The sequence below is a fragment of the Sphingobium wenxiniae genome, assembly GCF_007830065.1.
Lineage (GTDB): Bacteria > Pseudomonadota > Alphaproteobacteria > Sphingomonadales > Sphingomonadaceae > Sphingobium > Sphingobium wenxiniae.
Map to the genome: position 1 here is coordinate 75,612 of NZ_VLKK01000001.1, position 21,029 is coordinate 96,640.

The 21,029-nt window shown below is 62.7% G+C and carries 18 protein-coding genes and 1 tRNA gene; 7 read left to right on the forward strand and 12 right to left on the reverse strand.

Annotated elements, in window-relative coordinates:
- Positions 1-23: 23 nt before the first annotated feature.
- Genes IQ35_RS00355 through hslV form a run of 4 tightly spaced genes read right to left on the reverse strand, consistent with a single transcriptional unit; the run spans position 24 to position 4,580 of the window.
- Positions 24-1,838: a M2 family metallopeptidase gene (locus IQ35_RS00355; protein ID WP_145071546.1), complete on the reverse strand. Its 1,815-nt coding sequence runs from the start codon at positions 1,836-1,838 to the stop codon at positions 24-26.
- A gap of 59 nt (positions 1,839-1,897) precedes the next feature.
- Positions 1,898-2,638, reverse strand: a complete 741-nt coding sequence (locus tag IQ35_RS00360; protein ID WP_145071846.1) for an alpha/beta fold hydrolase — start codon at positions 2,636-2,638, stop codon at positions 1,898-1,900.
- Positions 2,639-2,691: 53 nt separating this feature from the next.
- Entirely contained in the window at positions 2,692-3,993 is a 1,302-nt protein-coding gene (gene hslU, locus IQ35_RS00365) for an ATP-dependent protease ATPase subunit HslU (RefSeq protein WP_145071548.1), read from the reverse strand.
- Between the two features lie 44 nt (positions 3,994-4,037).
- Positions 4,038-4,580 carry an ATP-dependent protease subunit HslV gene (hslV, locus tag IQ35_RS00370; protein WP_031292055.1) on the reverse strand — a complete coding sequence of 181 codons (543 nt, stop codon included), beginning with the start codon at positions 4,578-4,580 and terminating at the stop codon, positions 4,038-4,040.
- Between the two features lie 174 nt (positions 4,581-4,754).
- Between hslV and IQ35_RS00375 the strand changes: the two genes are divergently transcribed.
- Positions 4,755-4,943, forward strand: coding sequence for a hypothetical protein (locus IQ35_RS00375; RefSeq protein ID WP_021246584.1), 189 nt, complete (start codon positions 4,755-4,757; stop codon positions 4,941-4,943).
- A 33-nt stretch (positions 4,944-4,976) separates the two neighbouring features.
- On the opposite strand, the gene IQ35_RS00380 is transcribed toward IQ35_RS00375, so the two are convergent.
- The gene (locus IQ35_RS00380) at positions 4,977-5,105 is read right to left on the reverse strand and encodes an entericidin A/B family lipoprotein (RefSeq protein WP_021246583.1); all 129 of its coding nucleotides are present in this window, start codon (positions 5,103-5,105) and stop codon (positions 4,977-4,979) included.
- A gap of 135 nt (positions 5,106-5,240) precedes the next feature.
- Here IQ35_RS00380 and IQ35_RS00385 point away from each other — a divergent pair.
- The 5 genes from IQ35_RS00385 (at position 5,241) to mazG (ending at position 10,487) form a co-directional block, all read left to right on the forward strand.
- Positions 5,241-5,315 (forward strand) — tRNA-Val (locus IQ35_RS00385).
- 117 nt (positions 5,316-5,432) lie between these two features.
- Entirely contained in the window at positions 5,433-7,655 is a 2,223-nt protein-coding gene (locus IQ35_RS00390) for a S9 family peptidase (RefSeq protein ID WP_021246582.1), read from the forward strand.
- Positions 7,656-7,939: 284 nt separating this feature from the next.
- Positions 7,940-8,965: an aspartate-semialdehyde dehydrogenase gene (locus IQ35_RS00395; protein ID WP_021246581.1), complete on the forward strand. Its 1,026-nt coding sequence runs from the start codon at positions 7,940-7,942 to the stop codon at positions 8,963-8,965.
- Positions 8,966-8,976: 11 nt separating this feature from the next.
- A complete protein-coding gene (locus tag IQ35_RS00400) occupies positions 8,977-9,618 on the forward strand; it encodes a DUF2238 domain-containing protein (RefSeq protein WP_031292053.1) in 642 nt (213 codons plus the stop codon).
- Positions 9,619-9,704: 86 nt separating this feature from the next.
- Positions 9,705-10,487 carry a nucleoside triphosphate pyrophosphohydrolase gene (gene mazG, locus IQ35_RS00405; RefSeq protein WP_021246579.1) on the forward strand — a complete coding sequence of 261 codons (783 nt, stop codon included), beginning with the start codon at positions 9,705-9,707 and terminating at the stop codon, positions 10,485-10,487.
- Here the strand turns inward: mazG and hflX are convergent.
- From hflX to dusB, 7 genes are all read right to left on the reverse strand, one after another.
- Entirely contained in the window at positions 10,484-11,806 is a 1,323-nt protein-coding gene (hflX, locus tag IQ35_RS00410) for a GTPase HflX (RefSeq protein ID WP_145071550.1), read from the reverse strand. The genes mazG and hflX overlap by 4 nt on opposite strands.
- 53 nt (positions 11,807-11,859) lie before the next feature.
- Positions 11,860-12,336, reverse strand: a complete 477-nt coding sequence (gene hfq, locus IQ35_RS00415) for an RNA chaperone Hfq (RefSeq protein WP_145071552.1) — start codon at positions 12,334-12,336, stop codon at positions 11,860-11,862.
- A gap of 134 nt (positions 12,337-12,470) precedes the next feature.
- Positions 12,471-13,844, reverse strand: coding sequence for a nitrogen assimilation response regulator NtrX (gene ntrX, locus IQ35_RS00420; RefSeq protein ID WP_021246576.1), 1,374 nt, complete (start codon positions 13,842-13,844; stop codon positions 12,471-12,473).
- The gene (locus tag IQ35_RS00425; RefSeq protein WP_145071554.1) at positions 13,834-16,089 is read right to left on the reverse strand and encodes a sensor histidine kinase; all 2,256 of its coding nucleotides are present in this window, start codon (positions 16,087-16,089) and stop codon (positions 13,834-13,836) included. The genes ntrX and IQ35_RS00425 overlap by 11 nt, the downstream gene beginning before the upstream one ends.
- A gap of 99 nt (positions 16,090-16,188) precedes the next feature.
- Positions 16,189-17,628: a nitrogen regulation protein NR(I) gene (ntrC, locus tag IQ35_RS00430; protein WP_021246574.1), complete on the reverse strand. Its 1,440-nt coding sequence runs from the start codon at positions 17,626-17,628 to the stop codon at positions 16,189-16,191.
- Positions 17,628-18,728, reverse strand: coding sequence for a two-component system sensor histidine kinase NtrB (locus tag IQ35_RS00435; RefSeq protein WP_145071847.1), 1,101 nt, complete (start codon positions 18,726-18,728; stop codon positions 17,628-17,630). Before IQ35_RS00435 ends, ntrC begins: the two co-directional genes overlap by 1 nt.
- Positions 18,729-18,730: 2 nt before the next feature.
- A complete protein-coding gene (gene dusB, locus IQ35_RS00440; protein ID WP_031292049.1) occupies positions 18,731-19,750 on the reverse strand; it encodes a tRNA dihydrouridine synthase DusB in 1,020 nt (339 codons plus the stop codon).
- A 90-nt stretch (positions 19,751-19,840) separates the two neighbouring features.
- On the opposite strand from dusB, the gene IQ35_RS00445 reads away from it, so the two are divergent.
- Positions 19,841-21,028, forward strand: coding sequence for a bifunctional 2-C-methyl-D-erythritol 4-phosphate cytidylyltransferase/2-C-methyl-D-erythritol 2,4-cyclodiphosphate synthase (locus IQ35_RS00445; protein ID WP_145071556.1), 1,188 nt, complete (start codon positions 19,841-19,843; stop codon positions 21,026-21,028).
- Position 21,029: the final 1 nt, after the last annotated feature.

Consider the following 21,029-nt stretch of genomic DNA (forward strand, 5'->3'; position numbering starts at 1 on the left):
CTATTAATGCCTTTACTTCACGATTACCAGCCGCAGGATTTGCCTTTATTCTGATCTTTCAACCATTTCTGCAACGGCGCGAAATAGGCGAGCATCGCCTTGCCCGACATATCGCGCTGGCCGGTGAATGCCTGCAACGCATCGGGCCACGGCTTTGACGCGCCCATTTCAAGCATGGCGTCAAGTTTCCGCCCTACCGCCTTGTTTCCATAGAAGGAACAGCGGTGCAGCGGCCCCTTCCATCCCGCCTGCCTGCACGCGGCTTCGAAGAACTGGAATTGCAGCACCCGCGCCAGGAAATAGCGCGTATAGGGTGTATTTCCGGGGATATGAAATTTGGCCCCGGCATCGAATTTCGTTTCATCGCGGGACACCGGCGGGACGATGCCCTGATATTGCCGCCGCAGGCCGTCCCACGCCTGTTCATAGCGGCTTTCCGGGATCGACCCGTCGAACACGCCCCAGCGCCATTTGTCGATCAGCAGGCCAAAGGGCAGGAACGCCACCTTGTCCATCGCCTGCCGCAGCAGCAGGCCCATATCCTTGTCCGCGCCCGGCACCTTCGCGGGGTCCAGCAGCCCGATCTTCACCAGATAATCGGGCGTGATCGACAGCGCGACGAAATCCCCGATCGCCTCGTGGAATCCGTCATTGGCCCCGTCCAGATACAGATAGGGATGGTTCTGATAGGCCCGCTGGTAATAATTATGGCCCAGCTCATGATGGATGGTCACGAAGTCGTCGCTGTTGACCTTCGTGCACATCTTGATGCGGATATCGTCCTTGTTGTCGAGGTCCCAGGCCGACGCATGACAAACGACGTCGCGATCCCGCGGCTTCACGATCTGCGAGCGGTCCCAGAATGTCTGCGGCAGCGGCGTGAAGCCCAGCGAACTGTAGAAGCCTTCCCCGGCCTTCACCATCTTGACCGGGTCATATCCCCTCGCCGTCAGCAGGTCGCCGATGTCATAGCCAAGGTCGCCGACACCCTGGGGCGCGACGATATCGTAGATATTGCCCCATTCCTGCGCCCACATATTGCCCAGCAGGTCCGCGCGGATCGGTCCTTTGTCCGGCTGGACCGCATCGCCATATTTCTCGTTGAGCTTGGTGCGGGTATAGCAATGCAGTTCGTCATAGAGCGGCTTCACCTCCGCCCAGATCCGGTCGGTCAGCGTGGCGAAGTCGTCGGCGGGCATGTCATAGCGGGACCGCCACATCGCGCCTGTATCGGCAAAGCCCAATTCCTTCGCGCCCGCATTGGCGATGGATACCAGCCTGCTGTAATCCTTCCGCATCGGCGCGCCGACATTGTCGTGCCAGCTTACCCACATTTCCTTGAGTTCGTCGGGATTGCGGCTGGTGCCCATGGCTGCTTCGATATCGCTGCCGTTGATCGGCTGGCCGCGCAGCGTCCCCTTGCCCCGACCATATTCCGATTGCAGCTTCGTGGACAGCGCGTTCAATTCATCCGCCGCGCCCGGCGTGGTCGACGCAGGGAGCGTCAGCGCCGTCCGCAGCATCAGCAGCCGCCGCTTCGTCTCCTCGCTCAGCCCCTTCGCTTCCGCGAACTTCGCGGCCTCCAGTGCGTAATCCACCGTCATGCGCGTGCGGATGGCCCCGAACCAGGCGGCCAGCGCGTCGCTGTCGTCATTGATGTAGGTGGCGTTGATCCAATCCGCCCGGTTCTGGATCAGCGACTGGTCGAACATCGCCTTTTCCGCCTTGTCGAGGAAGGCGTTGGCGTCGGCGGCCGAAGGCGCCGTTCCCTGTTGCGCCATGGCGGGGGAAACGACCAGTGCGGCCGCGAGCGCGGCCATCGAAGCAAGCATTTTCATGGAAACAGCCCCTTGCAGATGTCTCTATGGGGCCAGAGTGACTTAGGGCAGCGATACAGTCAAGCGGAGAGGAAGTCCGCCATGGCCTGCCCCAGTTCCTTGCGCGTGACGGCGTTCATATGGTTGCCGGGGATTTCGATATAGCGTCCGTCCGCCAGCGCGTCGGCCAGGTCGCGCGCGATGCCGTTATCCTGATCCTCGCTGCCGCAGATGACGGCGGCGGGCTGTGCAATGGCGGCCACCTCCTCCCGCGCCGTGTCCACGAACGTCTCCAATATATGCAGCAGCGCGACCGGATCGCCCTTGGTCGTCTTGAGGAAGGCTTCGGTCATCCATTCGGACGTGCCCCGCTCGAACGTGCCCGGGTTGGTCAGCACATTGCGGTAATAGCCGCCCTTGCCATGGGTATCGACCAGCCCTGCCAGGCCCATGCCCGCCACGATCAGGCGGCGCGGCGCTGCCCCGTTCACGACCATGCGGACCGCCGTGCGCGCGCCCAGCGAATAGCCCCCCAGATCATAGTCCGTCAGCCCCATCCGCTCGACCAGCGCAAAGCCGTCCCGCATCAGCGCATCGGGCGGATAGGCGGCGACGTCATGCGGCTTCCCGCTTTCGCCATGGCCCCGCAGGTCCGGCATGATGACGCGAAAGCCTTGCTCCGCCAGCTTCGCCGCATGACCGTAGCGTATCCAATTGGTATAGGCGTTGGAAAAATAGCCGTGGATCAGCACCACGTCCCGCCCCTCGCCCATCACATGCACCGCGATGGGCAGGCCGTCGAAACCCTCGATCTCCAGCATTTGGATATGCGGTCCGCTCACATTGTCATCCTTCCGCGTGGCCGTGAGGTTCCTTACAGCACATATTTGCTCAGGTCCGTATCCCGCGCGATGCTGCTGAGCTGCCCCTCGACATAGGCCTGGTTGACGACCAGCGTCTCGCCCCGCCGGTCCTCCGCCTCGAAGCTCACATCTTCCAGCAGCTTCTCCATGACGGTCTGGAGCCTGCGCGCGCCGATATTCTCGACCTCGCTGTTCACCTCCGCCGCGATGCGCGCGATGGCGCGGATGCCGTCCGGCGTCAGGTCGATGGTCACGCCCTCGGTCGCCAGCAAGGCGCGATATTGCGTGGCAAGGCTCGCCTTGGTGTCGGACAGGATCGCCACGAAGTCATCCTCGGTCAACGCCTGCAACTCGACGCGGATCGGCAGGCGGCCCTGCAATTCCGGCAGCAGGTCGCTGGGCTTGGCCACATGAAACGCCCCTGACGCGATAAACAGGATATGATCGGTCTTGAGCGGCCCATATTTGGTCGAAACCGTGGTCCCCTCGATCAGCGGCAGCAGGTCGCGCTGCACGCCCTCGCGGCTCACCGATCCGCCGCGCACGTCGCTGACGGCGATCTTGTCGATCTCGTCCAGGAAGACGATGCCGTTCTGCTCCGCGCTGGCGATGGCGACGCGCGCCACATCGTCCTGGTCCAGCCGCTTGTCCTGCTCTTCCTCGACCAGCTTGTCCCAGGCTTCGGCGACGCGCATCTTGCGCCGCTTCTTCTGCTGCTGGCCGAACGCCTTGGACATCATGTCGGACAGGTTGATCATGCCGATCTGCCCGCCCATGCCGGGGATTTCCATCGGCATGGAGGGGCTGTCGGCGACTTCCACCTCGACCTCCACCTCGTTCATCTGGTCGCCTTCGATCCGCTGGCGGAAGGACAGGCGCGTCGCCTCGCTCGCTTCCTTGCCGGTGAGGGCATCGAGCAGCCGCTGCATCGCGGCCTCCGAAGCCGCCTCCCGCACCGCCTCGCGCCTGCGGTCGCGTTCCAGCCGCACGGCTTCCTCGACCAGATCGCGCACGATCTGCTCCACGTCGCGGCCGACATAGCCGACCTCGGTGAACTTGGTCGCCTCCACCTTCACGAAGGGCGCGTCGGCCAGCTTCGCGAGGCGGCGGCTGATCTCCGTCTTGCCGCAGCCGGTGGGGCCGATCATCAGGATATTCTTGGGCGTCACCTCGTCGCGCAGCTCGGCGGACAGGCGCTGCCGCCGCCAGCGGTTGCGCAGCGCCACCGCGACCGCGCGCTTGGCGTCCGCCTGCCCGATGATATGCGCGTCGAGCGCGGAAACAATGGCTTTGGGGGTCAGGTTGTCGTTCATGATCGTGTCTTGAAATCCGCAGGAAAGAAGCAGGAAGGCAAGCGTCAGGCCGCGCTCGCCAGTTCCTCGATGGTCAGTTGATCGTTGGTGTAGACGCAGATGTCCGCCGCCACCGCCATCGCCTTGCGCGCGATGACCTCGGCATCCTCTTCATAGTCCACCAGCGCCCGCGCCGCCGCCAGGGCGAAATTCCCCCCCGATCCGATCGCGGCCACGCCGTTCAGCGGCTCCAGCACATCGCCATTGCCCGTCAGGATCAGCGTCACGTCCTTGTCCGCGACGATCATCATCGCTTCCAGATTGCGCAGATATTTGTCCGTCCGCCAATCCTTCGCCAGTTCGACGGCGGCGCGCATGAGCTGGCCGCTATGCCGCTCCAGCTTGCCCTCCAATCGCTCGAACAGGGTGAAGGCATCCGCCGTCGCCCCGGCAAAGCCGCCGATCACCGACCCGTCATGCAGGCGGCGGACCTTGCGGGCATTGGGCTTCATCACCGTCTGGCCCATGGAAACCTGCCCGTCGCCGGCGACGACGACTTTCCCGTTCTTGCGTACCGACATGATGGTGGTGCCATGCCAGACCGGCATGGCGTTGCTGCGTTGGTCGTTCATGGCGCGGCATATGGGATGGAGAACGCGGCCATGCAAGCATTGCCCGGCGCTCGCCCAATTGTGTCATTTTGGAGACGATCCCCCGCGCGGCGCTGGAACAAGCCCCCCGACTCTGGCATTGTGCATCGCAATAACAGGGAAAGGACGTGCATGTCCCTCAAGGCCAGGGCGCGCGAAAAGGTCGAGCGCGCGGGAATTTCCAACTATTCCTTCGACCAGGATGTGCTGGTGATGTGCGGCAACCGCTACACGGTCGAACCGTGCGACTGCGGGGAGCCGGAGTGCGATGGCGTCCGCCTGCTCAAGGACGCGCCCGTCGCCGGCCGCGTCCTCCAATAGACTTGAGGGATGCTCCGGCATCCCCCGTCCGGGTCAGTTGATGGCCTTTTCACCGGCTCTGCCGACGGATTCGATATCCCGGCCTGCCCCCTTGACCGTATTGCAGGCAGCCAGGGTGGAAAGAAGAAGCCCCGCGATCACAAGGGCGGCGGTTTGACGCATGGGATAAGCACTCCTTTTCGATAACGGGCCGACTATAGCGCGGAGACGCGCGGCGCATAAACCATTTTGTGCATCCGTCCCGCTCCCCTGCTTGACAGGCCGCGCGCCGGGTGCCAATGGCGCTCCTCCCTCAGCGGGCGCGTAGCTCAGCGGTAGAGCACACCCTTCACACGGGTGGGGTCACAGGTTCAATCCCTGTCGCGCCCACCATGGCCTTGGCGCCATGGCTGGAATAATATGTCCCGGCATTGATCTTTTCATCCAAGGCACGCTAATCCTGCGGCCCGATCCGGCGTTTCCGCGAAACGCCGAGGCGAAAGGACGACGATGCCCTCCAAACTTCCCCGCTCCGCCGCCCTGGCGGCCCTGCTGGCCACTCCCGCCCTCCCCGCGACAGCGCAGGAAAAGCTGACGCTGGAGCGCGTCTTCGCCAGTCCCGATCTTTCCGGCCCCCAGCCCCGCGCCTTGAAGCTCTCGCCCGACGGCACGCTCGTCACCCTGCTCCAGCCGCGCGCGGATGAAAAGGACCGCCTCGACCTCTGGGCCGTCGACACCGCCACCGGCGTGCAGCGGATGCTGGTCGATTCGAAGAAGACCGGCACCGGCGCGGACCTTTCGGAAGCGGAAAAGATGCAGCGCGAACGCGACCGCTCCGTCGCGGGCAGCACGGGCATCGCCACCTATGACTGGGCGCCCGACGGCAAGCATATCCTCGTCCCGGTGGACGGCGACCTCTATCTCGCTGCGCTGGACGGAACCGTCGCCCGCCTGACCGACACGCCCGAAGGCGAACTGAACGGCGTCGTCAGCCCCAGGGGCGGCTATGTCTCCTATGTCCGCGAAGGCAATGTCTTCGTCCAGCCCATCGGCGGCCAGGCCCGCCAACTGACCCAGGGCGCGAGCGACACGATAAGCTGGGGCGTGGCTGAATTTGTGGCTCAAGAGGAAATGGACCGCCGCACCGGCTATTGGTGGTCGCCCGACGATGCCCTCATCGCCGTCGCCCGCGTCGATGAAGGCCCGGTCGGCATCGTCACCCGCACCGCCATCGGCGGCGAAGGCACGAAGGTCTACCAGCAGCGCTACCCGGCGGCAGGCACCCCCAACGCCCTTGTCGACCTCTATGTCATGAAACCCGACGGCACCGGCCAGAAGAAAGTCGATCTCGGCCCGGACCGCGACATCTACCTCGCCCGCGTCGACTGGTCGAAGGACGGCAGGACCCTCTACGTCCAGCGCGAAAACCGCGGCCAGACCCGCCTCGATCTCCTCGCCGTCGATCCCGCGACGGGCAAGGCGAAAATCATCCTTACCGAAACCGCGAAAAGCTGGATCAACCTTTCCAACAATTTCACCTCGCTCAAGGACGGCAGCTTCCTCTGGTGGTCGGAAAAGACCGGCCATGGCCATCTCTACCATGTCCGGGGCGGCCGATGGACGCCCCTCACCAGCGGCGATTGGGAAGTCCGCGACATCGTCGGCGTCGATGAGGCGAAGGGCCTCGTCTACTTCACGGCCAACCGGGAAACCCCGCTGGAACAGCAGCTCTACGCCGCTCCCCTCGCCAAGGCGGGTCCGCTCCGCCAGCTCACCCGGAACGGCTGGTGGAATGACGCCGTGATGGACGCCAGGGCGACCCGCATCGTCGTCTCCCGCAGCAACGCCGACCAGCCCAGACAGGTCTACCTCGCCGATACCGAAGGCAGGCAACTGCAATGGCTGGAGGAGAATGCGGTCCGGGGCGATCATCCCTACGCGCCCTATCTCGCCGCCCATGCGAAGACGCGCTTCTCCACCCTGAAAGCCGCCGACGGCACGACGCTCCACGCCCGCATCATGACCCCGCCGCTGAAGCCGGGCCAGCGTTACCCCGTCTTCATGCTCCATTATGGCGGACCCGGCGGCGGACGGCAGGTCACGAACCAGTGGGGGGCGCCCATCTATCAATATCTGGTGAGCAAGGGCTGGATCGTCTTCGCCATCGACAATCGCGGCACGCCCGACCGTGGCAAGGCGTTCGAGGATCACATCCATCGCGCCATGGGCACCGTGGAAGTGGACGATCAGCTCAAGGGCGTGGAATGGCTGAAAAGCCAGCCCTATGTCGACCCGCATAGGATCGCCACCTATGGCTGGTCCTATGGCGGCTATATGTCGTTGAAGCTGCTGGAAAAGGCCCCCGGCGTCTTTTCCGCCGCCATCGCGGGCGCGCCGGTCACGAAATGGGAGCTTTACGACACCCATTATACCGAACGCTATCTGGGCAAGCCGCAGGACAAGCCCAGCGCCTACCCGGCTTCCGATGCGGTCGATGAGTCCGTGAAGATCAAGGACCCCCTGCTCCTCATCCACGGCATGTCGGACGACAATGTCGTGTTCGACAACGCCACCGCGATCATGGCGAAGATGCAGGGCGCGGGCATCCCGTTCGAGATGATGGCCTATCCGGGGCAGACCCATCGCGTCGGCGGTCCCGGCATCAGCGTCCACCTCTGGCGCACGATAGAGGACTTCCTCGACCGCCACGGCACCGGCCCGGTCGAGCCATGACCGCTCTTGCTGGTGGTTTGCAGACGTTGCGCAGGCCCTCTTTCTTCCATCATGCCAGCGAACTTTCTTCCGTCATCCCGGCTTTCGCTGGGATGACGGAACTGAATGGCGGAAAATGGCGGCAAACCGCTATCGCCCGACTGTAAATATGCAAGCCCCCCTTTGCGCAAAGTTCATCGGGGAAAGCGGGACTTTCCCGCAATAAACCGCTTCCCGCTGGACAAATGGCGCCACAGCGCTATGGCCCCCACTCCGCAATTTTGCATGGAGTGGAGTGTTTAGTCATGGGTTATAAGGTCGTCGTCGTTGGTGCCACCGGTAATGTGGGCCGCGAGATGCTGACCATTCTCGCCGAACGCGAGTTCCCGATTGACGAGGTCGCGGCGGTTGCATCGCCCCGGTCGCATGGCACCGATGTCGATTTCGGTGACACCGGCAAGACGCTCAAATGCAAGAATATCGAAAATTTCGACTTCACCGGATGGGACATCGCCCTGTTTGCCGCAGGTTCGGGGCCGACGGCCGAACATGCCCCCAGGGCGGCGGCGGCGGGCTGCGTGGTGATCGACAATTCGTCGCTCTACCGCATGGACCCGGACGTGCCCCTGATCGTGCCCGAAGTGAATCCGGACGCGATCGACGGCTACAAGAAGAAGAACATCATCGCCAACCCCAACTGCTCGACCGCGCAGATGGTCGTGGCCCTGAAGCCCCTGCATGACGCCGCGAAGATCAAGCGCGTGGTCGTCGCCACCTATCAGTCGGTGTCGGGCGCGGGCAAGGCGGGCATGGATGAGCTGTTCGAACAGTCGCGCAACATCTTTGTCGGCGATCCGGCGGAGGCGAAGAAGTTCACCAAGCAGATCGCCTTCAACGTGATCCCGCACATCGACGTCTTCCTGGACGACGGCTCGACCAAGGAAGAATGGAAGATGGTCGCGGAAACCAAGAAGATCCTCGATCCCAGGATCAAGGTCACGGCGACCTGCGTGCGCGTGCCCGTCTTCGTCGGCCATAGCGAAGCGCTCAACATCGAGTTCGAGAACGAGATTTCCGCCAAGGAAGCCCAGGACATCCTGCGCGAAGCGCCCGGCATCATGCTCGTCGACAAGCGTGAGGACGGCGGCTACGTCACCCCCGTCGAATGCGTGGGCGACTATGCCACCTTCGTCAGCCGCGTGCGCGAGGATTCGACCGTCGACAACGGCCTCTCCCTCTGGTGCGTCAGCGACAACCTTCGCAAGGGCGCTGCGCTGAACGCCGTGCAGATCGCCGAACTGCTGGGCCGGCGCCACCTCAAGAAGGGCTGAGGCCCAACGCCATGATCCCCGGCGCTGCCGTCTGGAAGGCTCTTCCACTACGGCAGCGCTGGATGATCGCGCTTCTGCTCGTCGCCGTCGCGCTCGCGAACATCGCGCAGCCCTATCCCGATCTGGCTCCGCTCCAGCACGGTCCCACCGTTCTTCTCCTTCTCGCCGCGCCATGGCTCCTGCGCCGCTGGCCCCTCTCCGACCGGGCCGTGATGTGCATCGCCCTGTTCCTGTTCCTGCACACGCTGGGCGCGCGGTACATCTATTCCTACGTCCCCTATGACGACTGGGCGCGGATGCTGGCCGGGCGGGATATTTCCACGGTCTTCGGCCTCCGCCGCAACGGCTATGACCGCCTCGTCCACTTCGCCTTCGGCGCGCTTCTCACCGGCCCGCTGGCGGAAACCGCCCGCCGCCATGGCGGCCTCACCCGCGTCTGGAGCGTCCTTTTCGCCTTCGCCGCCATTGGCCTGGGCAGCGCGCTCTATGAAATCTTCGAATGGCTCCTGACCCTGATCGCGGCAGGCGGGACGGCGGACTATTATAACGGGCAGCAAGGGGACATATGGGATCCGCAAAAGGACATGGCCGCCGCCCAGATCGGCAGCGCCCTCACTGTCCTGTCCGCGATCTTTCCTCTCCGCCGGAAATAGGAAATAGGAAAATCGCCTTGCCCCCGGGCCGCCCCGCACTTTTAAATCTCAACTCTTCGCTATTTCATTCTTGGATTCTCCATCCCATGCCCATCCACTCCAAAGCCAGCCCCGCCGACATCATGCCCCTCGCCACCGTGATGGCCCGTCTCCGCGATCCCGAAACCGGTTGCCCCTGGGACATCGAACAGGACTTCGCCAGCATCGCCCCCTACACCATCGAGGAAGCCTATGAAGTCGCCGATGCGATCGAACGCAATGATATGGCCGGGCTACGCGATGAACTGGGCGACCTTCTGCTACAGGTCGTCTTTCACAGCCGCATGGCCGAACAGGCGGGCCATTTCCGCTTGCAGGAGGTGATCGACGGCATCACCGCCAAGATGATCCGCCGCCATCCCCATGTCTTTGGCGATACCGCCCGGCGCGAGGACGGTCACGCCCAATGGGAAACGATCAAGGCCGCCGAACGGGCGGAGAAGGACTCCGACCCCAGCGCCCTTGCCGGCGTCGCCGTTGCCATTCCTGCCCTGCTCCGCGCCGAAAAGCTCCAGAAGCGCGCCGCCCGCACCGGCTTCGACTGGCCCGACACGCAGGGCGTCCGAGCCAAGATCATGGAGGAGCTGGCCGAAGTCGAAGCCGCCACCTCCCCTCAGGAGCAGGAGGAGGAAATCGGCGACCTTCTCTTCGCCGTGGTCAATCTCGCCCGCCATATGAAGGTCGATCCCGAAGTCGCCCTGCGCGCGGCCAACAGCAAGTTCGAACGCCGTTTCCGCCAGATGGAGGACATGGCCGGAGAGCGCTTTTCCGTTCTCCCGCTGGATGCAAAGGAAGTCCTCTGGCAACGCGCCAAGGGCAAGGAGTCCTAATCCGCGCGTCTCTTGAGGAAACGCGCCATGGCCGAATCCGACAGGCGCACCTCCACGATCATCTCGCCCGCCTCCGAGCGGCTGGACAATACCTCGCCATGCTCATGCAACCACGCAACCGCCGCCCCGTCGGCCAGCGAAACATGCAACGCATGAACAATGGCCCCCGCCGTCAGCCGCGCGCCGATCGTCCGTTGAAGCGCGTCAATGCCTTCGCCTGTCAGAGCAGACAGGATCACCACGTCATCCCGCCGCGCCGCGACTTCGTGCGTCAAGGCCGCCGCTTCCGGGTCCAGCAGGTCCAGCTTGTTCCAAGCCTCGATGATCGCAGGTGAAGCGCTATCGGCTTCGCCGCCATCTCCCGCAACGCCCAGTTCGCGCAGCACATCGATCACATCATCCCGCTGCGCTTCCGTGTCGGGATGCGCGATATCGCGGACGTGCACGATCATGTCCGCCGACAGCACCTCCTCCAGCGTGGCGCGAAAGGCTGCGATAAGCTGCGTGGGAAGATCGGAAACGAAGCCCACCGTGTCGGACAGGATCGCCTTGTCCAGTCCCGGCAGCGCGATCTGCCGCATCGTCGGATCGAGCGTCGCGAACAGCAGGTCCTGAGCCATGACGTCCGCGCCGGTAAGGCGGTTGAACAGGGTCGACTTGCCCGCATTGGTGTAGCCGACCAGTGCGATCACCGGCCAGGGCGCGCGCTGCCGCCGGGCGCGGTGCAGGCCGCGCGTGCGCGTCACCTGATCCAGTTCGCGGCGGATCTTGGCCATGCGATCACGGATCATGCGCCTGTCGGCCTCGATCTGCGTTTCGCCCGGACCGCCCAGGAAGCCGAACCCGCCCCTTTGCCGTTCAAGGTGAGTCCAACTGCGGACCAGCCGGCCCGCCTGATAGTCGAGATGGGCCAGTTCGACCTGCAAGCGCCCTTCATTGGTGGCCGCACGTTCGCCGAATATTTCCAGGATCAGGCCGGTGCGGTCGATCACCTTTGCGGAGGTCGCCTTTTCAAGATTGCTTTGCTGGACCGGGCTGAGGCCATTGTCCACGATGACCAGTTCGGCCTCTTCCGCCTCCACCAGCGCCGCGATGCTTTCCACCTGTCCGCTGCCGAACAATGTCGCGGGCTTGCGGTCGCGAACGCGGAAGGCCTGGGCCGCGCAAACGTCGATGCCGATCGCCAGCGCAAGCCCCTTGGCCTCTTCAAGGCGCGCATCGCTGTCCCGTCGCTCCGCGCCCTGCGTCTCCGCCCGCACCACGACCGCCCGGGCGCCGCGGCTCACCTCATCGGAGGAATCACGGTTGAAGGTCGCCATGCGAACCTAGCCGCCGCAGGCCTGAGATGAACAAACGAGGAAGACCAATGGGATCAGTCTTCCCCTTCGCCGGATAGATCGATCGAATGGAGCGGTTGCACCGTGGAAATGGCGTGCTTGTAGACAAACTGAACCATGCCGTCGCGTTCCAGCAACATGCAGAAAAGATCGAAAGCTGCGATCTCTCCCTGCAACATGACGCCGTTTACAAGGAACATCGTCACCGGACTGCCTGACGTCCGCACCGCGTTGAGGAAAATCTCCTGCAGCAGCCGGGGTTTGCCATTGCCCTCGCCCGCCTTGCGAATATCGGCCAGGTCCATGGATTGCGCGGGCATGATCGTCGAAATCGCATGTTTGTAGACAAGCTGCGATTGACCGTCGCGACGCAACAGCACGGAAAAATTGTCGAACCAGGTGATGATGCCTTGCAGCTTGACGCCCTTGACCAGGAACATGGTTACCGGGGTCTTGCTCTTGCGCAGGCTGTTCAGGAAAATATCCTGTAGATTGTTCACTTTATCGGCCATGGTCTTCGCCAGTCCTTTATTGGCGGGACGTTACCCGCACGCGCATCCCTGGGCAGGATATCTTGCCTGCTTCCGCCAATCGGAAACGGATGGACATTACCGCAATTGCGAAGGGTCGTCCACCCGGCATCCGATCAGCTATCCTTGCCTTCCGTGATACCCAAGAGCTTCAGCTTGCGATGCAGAGCGGAGCGCTCCATCCCGATGAAGGTTGCTGTGCGGGAGATATTGCCCGAAAAGCGCCTGATCTGAATGCGCAGATATTCCCGTTCAAAGCTCTCGCGCGCTTCGCGCAACGGGGCACCCATGATGGCGGATTGTCCGATCCCCTCCTCTCCGCCGTTGCTCGTCAACTCGGCTGGGAGCATGTCCAGTTCGATACGGCCGATCCGATCGCCGGGCGCCAGAATCATCGTGCGCTCGATCACGTTGCGCAATTGACGGACATTCCCCGGCCATTCATTCGCCTGCAAGGCGGCCATGGCATCGCTGGCGATCTCGGGCGATGGTACGCGCCGATCAGCGGCGAACCGGGCGAGATAATGTTCGACCAGAGGCGGGATGTCGTCCCGACGCTCCGCCAGGGGCGGAATCGTAAGCGGCACGACGTTCAGACGGTAGAACAGGTCCTCGCGAAACCGCCGCTCCTCGATTTCAACCGCAAGGTCGCGCGCCGTGGACGATATGACGCGCACATCCACCTTAACCTGCCGTTGCCCGCTGACACGCGTGAAGCTCTGGTCCGTAAGAACGCGCAGGATCTTGCCCTGCGTCGTGATCGGCATGTCGGCGATCTCGTCCAGATAGAGCGTGCCGCCATGCGCCTGTTCCAGATAACCCGGCCGGACCAGACCGCTGGGATCCTCCACGCCGAACAGTTCCTCCTCGACGCGATCCGGGTCCATGCGGGCGGCCGCCACGATGATGAAGGGCGCATCGGCCCGCCCGCTCCAGTTATGCAACATGCGGGCAGCGACTTCCTTGCCCACGCCCGCCGGACCGGAAATGAGGACGCGGCTGCCCGTGCCTGCCACTTTCTTGATCGTGGCGCGCACGGCGTTGATGGCGGCCGAGCTTCCGGTCAATTCGTCGTCCTGACCGAAGCGGGCTTTCAAGACCTGATTTTCCCGACGCAGCCGTTCCGTCTCGGTGGCCCGCGATACCAGGTGCAAGAGCCGGTCGGCCTCAAAGGGCTTTTCGATGAAATCCGTTGCTCCCTTGCGGATCGCGGCGACGGCCGTGTCGATATTGCCATGACCGGAAATCATCAGGACCGGAATGGTAGGATCGCGGCGCTTGACCTCATCCAGAAGGTCAAGACCGTCCATTCGCGAGCCTTGCAGCCAGACGTCGAGCAGGACGAGCGAAGGACGCCGGGAATCCAGGGCCTCGATAGCCGCATCGCTATGGGCGGCGGTCCGGGTCGTGAACCCCTCGTCTTCTAGAACCCCCGCGACCAGATCGCGAATGTCCTCTTCATCGTCGACTATCAGAATATCAAGCGCCATTGGCTGTTACTTTTCCTTTAGGCGGGGTTGCCGCCTGTCCATCTTCCAGTTTTTCCAGTGCCGCGATCGGGAAGCGCAGCGTGACTCGCGCCCCTCCTCCTTCCGCGTCGTCGAAGCGGATTTCGCCCATATGCTCCTCGACGATCTTCTTGACGATCGCGAGCCCCAGACCCGTCCCCTTCGAACGCGTGGTCATATAGGGTTCCAATATCCGGTCCCGCTCCGGCGGCAGTCCGATGCCGTCGTCGCGGACTTCCACGACGAGATTATCGCCGTCCCGTATCAACAACATGACGATATGGCCTCGCAGCTTTCCATCACCGGCAGAGGCTTTGGGTTCAATAGCTTCGACCGCATTCTTGACGATATTCGTCAAAGCCTGTCCCAGTTGCCGACGGTCGCATACCAATTCGACATCTTCCGCATCCGATTCGAACCGGAACCTGATTTCGGGATGCGCGACCTCGTGCAGGAACAGGGCGTGACGGGCTATATCGCCTATGGCTTCCCTGCGGAAAACCGGCTTGGGCATCCGCGCGAAGGACGAAAATTCGTCGACGATGCGGCGGAGGTCTCCCACCTGACGCACGATCGTTCCGGTCAGGCGGGAAAACGTTGCCTTGTCGCTGCTTATCTCATCGGCGTAGCGGCGCTGGAGACGTTCGGCGGCAAGTTGGATCGGGGTCAGGGGGTTCTTGATTTCATGCGCAATGCGGCGCGCGACATCCGACCATGCCGCCCGGCGCTGATCGGACAGCTGCTGGGTGATGTCGTCGAATGTCAGGATGTAGCTGGAGGCATCGGCGGATACCTTCACCGCCAAGGTGCGGATGTCCGTATTGGCGCGCACTTGCACGATTCCGGCATCGTCATCGGACGCGATCATCTCGGCCAGTTCCGGGGCCAGTTCGACCAGGGGCCGCCCCACCGGATCGTTGTCATCCTGTGCCAGGATCGCGCCGGCGGAACTGTTCAGCAACTGGATGATACCCTGCCGATCCACGGAAAGGACGCCCGCGCTCACGCCGGAAAGAATGGCTTCGATAAAGGCGCGGCGCTCGTCAAGCTGGCTGTTTGCGGCGACCAGCGCCCCCGTCTGCGCCTCCAGCCTCTGCGTCATGCGGTTGAATGCCGATGCAAGCGTCCCGATCTCGTCCCGGCTGGACGGACTCGTGACGCGAGCGGAAAGGTCGCCTGCGGTGATCCGCCGGGCGGCCGTGACAAGCTCGTTAACGGGCCGGACCATCCAGTCGGCGACAGCCAATGCGATATACACCGCGACTCCCACCAGCAGCAGCGACCCTACGAACAGCGCCATGTTGAAGCGAAGCTGAAGGGCGCGGGACTGCGCCGCAAAAAGATCATAGTCCGCCAGCACCTTCTGCGCCCGCTCGACGTTGCTGAATGCCGAAGAACCGGAATCGCGTGTCGCATAGAGATAGATGCGCCGGCCGGGATAGAGCAGGGTCACTGCTTCGATCTGATTGGGTTTGGCGTCCACGGCCACATTTTCGCCTGCCGCCAGCCGCTTCACGACGTCGGGCGACAGCATCTCGGCCGCGGGACGGCTATCGGGATCGACCGTGGCCGCGGTGCGGGCGACGCCGTCCTTTCCCACCTCGATGATGGCGGAGCGGTTCAGCTTTCGCGTGACGACCTGATAGATATAACCTTCGGCAAAGCGAGGACTGGAAACCTCGGACTGGCCGAGATAGTCGCGCAGATCCCCGGCCATGGTGACCGTTTCATCACCGACTTCACGCAGGTTCTGCTCATAATATCCGCGCGCCAGATCCGTGGCGTTCTGAAGCATTCCGCGTGCGCTGTCCGAAAACCAGAACTGCACGCCATATTGGAATAGGAGCGAGGCAAAGATCACGACCAGCAGCATCGGAACGCTGGCGACGATCGAGAACATGGCGACCAGCCGGACATGCAACTGCCCGTCGCTGCCTATCGCCGATTGGGCGGCACGCCGTTTCGCGACCCTTCGCCCCAGCAGCACGAGCAGCGCGATCGCCGGCACGAGGTTGGCGACAAGTAGCAGGGCGACGATGGGAGGCGTCAACAGCGTATAGGATTGGCCTGGCCCTGAAAGGAGATGATAGGTCAGCCCCGCCACGGCAACGAACAGCAGCATCGTCGCGATTTCGACCAGCGAGGCCAGACGGCCATTGCGCGCGAACCGGCGAAGATGTTTCTTCATCCTGGCAGCCCCGGAGGGCATGGTCGTCGCGCTATCCATAGTGGCATTGTTACAACAATAATGTGCCCGATCAAACACAGGATTCGGTCGTTCAGCCGCCGCTGGTCGAACGCTGCCGTCAGTTCGTCCTGCCCCCGGTCAGTCGTTCAGGCGCAACTGGGACGGGTCCAGGCCATAATCCGTCAGCTTCTTGCGCAGCGTGTTGCGATTGATGCCCAGCAGCCCCGCGGCGCGGAGTTGATTGCCGTCGACCCGCGCCAGCGTCTCCTGGAAAAGAACAGGCTCCACCACGGCGAGCAGATCGTTATGAAGATTGCGGTTCGGTTCGGAAATTCCGATGCCCAATTGGCGCTTCGCCCATTCCCCCACCGCCTGGGCCAATTGCTCGCTCGGCGCTGTGAAATCGGCGGGAACCGCCGCCAACGGCAGCGCATTTCTCAATATGTCGGCGGCGATCACCGTCTCCCGGCTCAGCACCGCCAGCCGTTGCATGAGGTTCTGCAACTCCCGGACATTGCCGGGCCAATGGTAAAGCATCAACAGCTGCGCGGCCTCATCGGACAGCGATTTGCGAGGCAGTCCTTCCTGCGCGGCCTGGTCAAGGAAATGGCGGGCCAGGATCATGACGTCCTCCCTCCGCTCACGCAAAGGCGGCAGGGAAATGGGGACGACATTCAACCGATAATAGAGATCCTGACGGAAACGGTTTTCTTCGATCAACTGCGGTAGATCCTTGTTGGTCGCCGCAACGATCCGAACATTTACACGCACAGGTTTCGATCCGCCGACCGTCGTGACCTCGCCCGATTGCAACACTCGCAGCAGCCGCGTCTGCGCCTCCATCGGCATGTCGCCGATTTCATCGAGAAACAGCGTGCCACCCTGCGCCTGCTCGAATTTGCCGGCAGTGCGGGCATGAGCGCCCGTGAAAGCGCCTTTTTCATAACCAAACAGTTCCGCTTCGATCAGTTCGCGGGGGATGGCCGCCATATTGATCGCCACAAACGGTTTCGTCCGCCGCTGGCCCAAGCTGTGTATGGCCTCTGCGACTAGTTCCTTGCCCGTCCCCGATTCACCCAGGACAAGGATGCTGAGGTCGTTGGAAAGCACGCGTGCGATGGTACGGTAAACCTCTTGCATGGCAGGCGACCGACCCACCAGAGGCAACCCGTCATGAGGTAATCCGACCTCTTCGGCGTCGGCGCCTTCCTTCATCGTCAACGCATCGGAAACAGCGCGTGTCAGTTCATTCAGATCGAAGGGTTTCGGCAAATACTCGAACGCGCCCTTTTCCGTAGCCCGGATCGCGGTGTTCAGCGTATTCTGCGCTGAAAGGATAATGACGTGCAGTTCCGGCCATCGCCCGAGGATTCCGGCGACGTCTTCCAGACCATCGCCGTCGGGCAACATGACATCTGTAATCAGCACATCGGGCGCAAAGCTTTCCAGCATTTCGCTTCGCTGGCGAATGGAGGACACGGCCTCCACCTTGTGCCCTTGCCTGCGAAGCGCTTCCCCGACCACAACGCAAATCGCCGGATCGTCATCAACCACCAATATCGATCCCGTCCTGCGCATCACGTCGTTCCCATCGGCAACAAGATACGGAAGGTGGATTCGCCAGCCTCACGGTTGCGCGAATATTGAACGATGCCGTTCATGTCGCGGACCAGTTTGTCGACCAGCGCCAGACCCAGGCCCTGTCCGTCGCGCTTGCTCGTGACGAACGGATTGAAAAGATGGTCCAGGATATGATCGGGGACACCCGGGCCATTGTCCACGACCAATATTTCGATCGGAAGGGCGGCGCTGCCCTTGCCGCCTTCCACGACAACGGACACGCCATGGCGGAACGCGGTTTCCACCCTGATCCAGGGCCGGTCGACATGCTCCAGCGCTTCTGCCGCATTTTTCAGGAGATTCAGCATTATCTGAACCAGCACGTCGTCATTGATCTGGGCGAAAGGCAGAGAAGGATCGTACTGCTTTATAATCTCTATTTTTTCTGCAAAGCCCGCTCGCGCTATCTGCGTGGCGCGATCCAGAAGCGGGTAGATATTTCCACGCCGGCATTCCAGAAGGCGGTCGGAGGTGAAATCCTGCATCCGATCAATCAGGGCGGCGATGCGATCCACTTCATTGCAGATCAATTGCGTGAGCGCCGAATCCCGGCCCTCATTCCCGGATTCGATCAGCTGCGCCGCCCCGCGGATGCCCGAAAGCGGATTCTTGATTTCATGAGCAAGAATGGCGGCCGCGCCCATGGCGGACCGTGCTCCGCCCGATGTCGCATAATGGCCGATCTTTCGGGCCTGGCTCTGGCTATGGATGGAAACGATCCTCCAGCCTTCATGATCGACGATGGGGGCGATCAGCAGATCGACCTCCATTTCCGCCGTTCGGCCGGCATGAATCTTCACATCATAGGCCGCGATGGGCTTGTTGCCATGCCATATGTCGAAGGGCGCCCCCGTCCCCATTCGAACGGTGCGCGATATATCGCTGCCGACGATGGCCGCCCTTCCCATATTAAGCAGGATTTCCGCCCGCATATTGGCCTCGGCGATGCTATTGTCCGGACGCACGACCAGGGTGGCGACTGGAAGAGCCGTCATCAATTCGGAAAGGGCGGGACCGTCCTGCTGCATCCATTGCGGCGGGCTGGACGCAATGACCATGGTCACGCGGCCTTGCGCGCCTCATCAGCCCCCTGGGCGGCCATCAACGGTTCGTAAAAGCGGGCAAGCATGTCCAATACCCTCTCGCCGTCCGGCTCCTGATTCACCGCGTTGCGGAATTCCGCCGATCCGGGCAGGCCCTTGGTATACCAGCCGATATGCTTTCGGGCCATATTGACGCCCGTAGTCTTTTCATAATGGTTCAACATCGCGGCATAATGCTCGGTAATAACCCGATACTGTTCTGAGATCGAGGGGTCGCTACGCCGTTGTCCAGTGGTGAAGAAGTGCATGACCTGCCCGATCAGCCAAGGACGGCCATACGCTCCTCGCCCGATCATGACGCCATCGGCGCCGCTTTGTTCAAGGGCCGTTTCCGCATCCTCGATCGAACAGATGTCGCCGTTCACAATCACAGGCAAGGAAACGGCGTCCTTCACCCTGTGTACGAAGCTCCAGTCCGCCGTGCCCTTGTACATCTGGCAGCGGGTGCGTCCGTGAACGGTGATCATGCGCGCGCCCAGATCCTCGGCAATGCGGGCCAGTTCCGGTGCGTTGAGGCTGGCATGATCCCAGCCCATCCGCATCTTGACTGTCACAGGTACATCGACGGCCTTCACCGTGGCTTCGATCAGGGCGGCGGCCAGCGGCAGATCGCGCATCAGCGCGCTGCCCGCATCGCCGTTCACGACTTTCTTCACCGGACAGCCCATATTGATATCGATGATCGCTGCGCCTCGATCCGCATTCAGCTTCGCGGCTTCGGCCATTTCGACGGGCGAGCAGCCGGCAAGCTGCATCGACACCGGTTCTTCCAGAGGATGCCATGCCGCCTTTTGCAAGGATTGACGCGTTTCGCGGATCATCGCGGCCGATGCGATCATCTCCGTCACGTTCAACCCGGAGCCGTAGCGGCGGACCAGCGTGCGAAAGGGCATGTCCGTAACCCCCGTCATCGGGGCGAGGATAACGGGCATGTCGATCGTTACCGGACCGACAGCGATAGGAGAAAGTCTGCGCATGGGGTTACTGCCTAAAAAACAGGCAAAGCCCCTAACCTAAAATGCCGTCCACGGCAAGCAAGGGGCTAGGCGTTCTTCTCCTGCTCGACTATGCGCGGATCGATGACAACGGAAAGGCTGGACAGGGTGGCGCTGCTCGTCGCTGCGGGGCAAGGCAGCCGCGCGGGGGGCAACGTTCCCAAGCAATTCCGCATCGTGGCGGGAAAGGCCGTTCTCGCCCATGCGTTCGACGCATTGGCGATGTGCGATGAAATCGATGCGATATTCGTGGTCGTCGGTCCCGAACAGGAGGAGGAAGCCCGCCGTCTCCTTATCCACCGTCCCGTCGCGGCCTTCATAGCTGGCGGCGCCGATCGCAGGGGATCGGTCCGCGCGGGGCTGGAGCATATCGCGCAGATCGGCGGCGCAGGAGAAGTGCTGATCCATGACGCGGCGCGCCCCTTCCTTCCTCCCGGAATTGTCGCGCGGTTGGTCGAGGCCTTGAAAGGGGCTGCGGGCGCCGTCCCGGTACTTCCCATCGCCGACACGCTGGTGACGGACGATGGTGGTGTTGCGGGGGCGACCGTCGATCGATCCTGCCTCCGCCGCGTGCAGACGCCCCAAGGCTTTCGGTTCGAAGCCATATGGTCCGCCCATCAACTGTGGGACAGCCCGCATGAGGCAACGGACGATGCGCAAATGCTCCAGGTGCGCGGTCATGACGTCAAGCTGGTCCGGGGCGATGAGAGGCTCTTTAAATTGACCTATCCGGACGACTTCCAGAAAGCCGAGACGCTGTTCGCAAGCGGACGCAGGATGTGCGTGGGCATGGGCTATGACGTGCATCGCCTGATGGTCGGAGAAGAGTTATGGCTGGGCGGCGTAGCCATCCCTCATGCGTTCGGCCTCGCTGGGCACAGCGACGCGGATGTCGCCCTCCATGCCATTGTGGACGCCATATTGGGGGCTTTGGCCGATGGCGACATCGGCAGCCATTTTCCGCCATCCGATCCCCGATGGAAGGGTGCGTCCTCCGACCGCTTCCTCGCCCATGCGTGCGAACGCGCCGCCGCGCGTGGCGGCGTAATCGAGCATGTCGATCTAACCCTCATTTGCGAAGCGCCGAAAATCGGTCCCTATCGGGAAGCCATGCGGTATCGGATAGCGGAGATCGCCGGAATCGCCGTTGAACGCGTCAGCGTGAAAGCCACAACCACCGAACGGCTCGGCTTTGCCGGCCGGCGCGAAGGCATAGCGGCGCAGGCGGTTGCAACGCTTTCCCTTCCCGCGCTATTCTGAG